Origin of the sequence: Burkholderia sp. BCC1640 (genome assembly GCF_902833125.1) — a bacterium.
In the GTDB taxonomy this organism is placed as follows: Bacteria; Pseudomonadota; Gammaproteobacteria; order Burkholderiales; family Burkholderiaceae; genus Burkholderia; species Burkholderia diffusa.
Genome location: NZ_CADFEF010000155.1, coordinates 1 through 492, shown reverse-complemented (window position 1 = coordinate 492; position 492 = coordinate 1). Strand labels below are relative to the sequence as shown.

Below are 492 nucleotides of genomic sequence, written 5' to 3'. Positions count from 1 at the left end.
ACGAGATGCTCACTTCCCCTTGTCGTGCTCGGCCAGCCCGATCGCCTTGTAGTCGTAGGTCGGGTAGAACTCGGTGCGATACGCACCCCAGGCGGTGTCCTCGAGCACGCGGTTCACCTCGCGCACGCGCGAGGCCGGCAGGCGCAGCGTGATCACCTGCCCGATCCCCATCGCCACGTACCAGCTCACGACCTCCACGCCCGGCGGCGGAAACGCCTTGTAGAAACCCTGCTTCGCCAATTGCGCGTTCAACTCGCTGAGCGGGCGCGACTGGTCGTGCTTGAGGAAGATGGTCAGCAGGACCGCGTTGTCGGGCGTGGCGACCTGGCTGCCCACGGGCGGCGTGCCCGTGGGCTGGGCATGGCCGGCGGCGGGAAGCAGCGCGGCCATGGCGGCGGCGCCGAGGGCAAGCAGACGGATGCGGCGGTTCAATCCTGCAATAAACGGCATGTTCTCGCTCCTGGGTCGAAGCGGGCCGCGCGGGATACGCGG

The 492-nt window shown here is 68.5% G+C and carries 1 protein-coding gene; it reads right to left on the bottom strand.

The annotated features are described in order from the left end of the window. Positions 1–9 precede the first annotated feature (9 nt). Positions 10–450 carry a hypothetical protein gene (locus HWX25_RS32970; RefSeq protein WP_096752046.1) on the bottom strand — a complete coding sequence of 147 codons (441 nt, stop codon included), beginning with the start codon at positions 448–450 and terminating at the stop codon, positions 10–12. Positions 451–492 lie beyond the last annotated feature (42 nt).

Excerpts from the sequence above, each read along its gene's own strand:
- HWX25_RS32970 (WP_096752046.1), bottom strand. The coding sequence starts at position 450 with ATGCCGTTTATTGCAGGATTGAACCGCCGCATCCGTCTGCTTGCCCTC.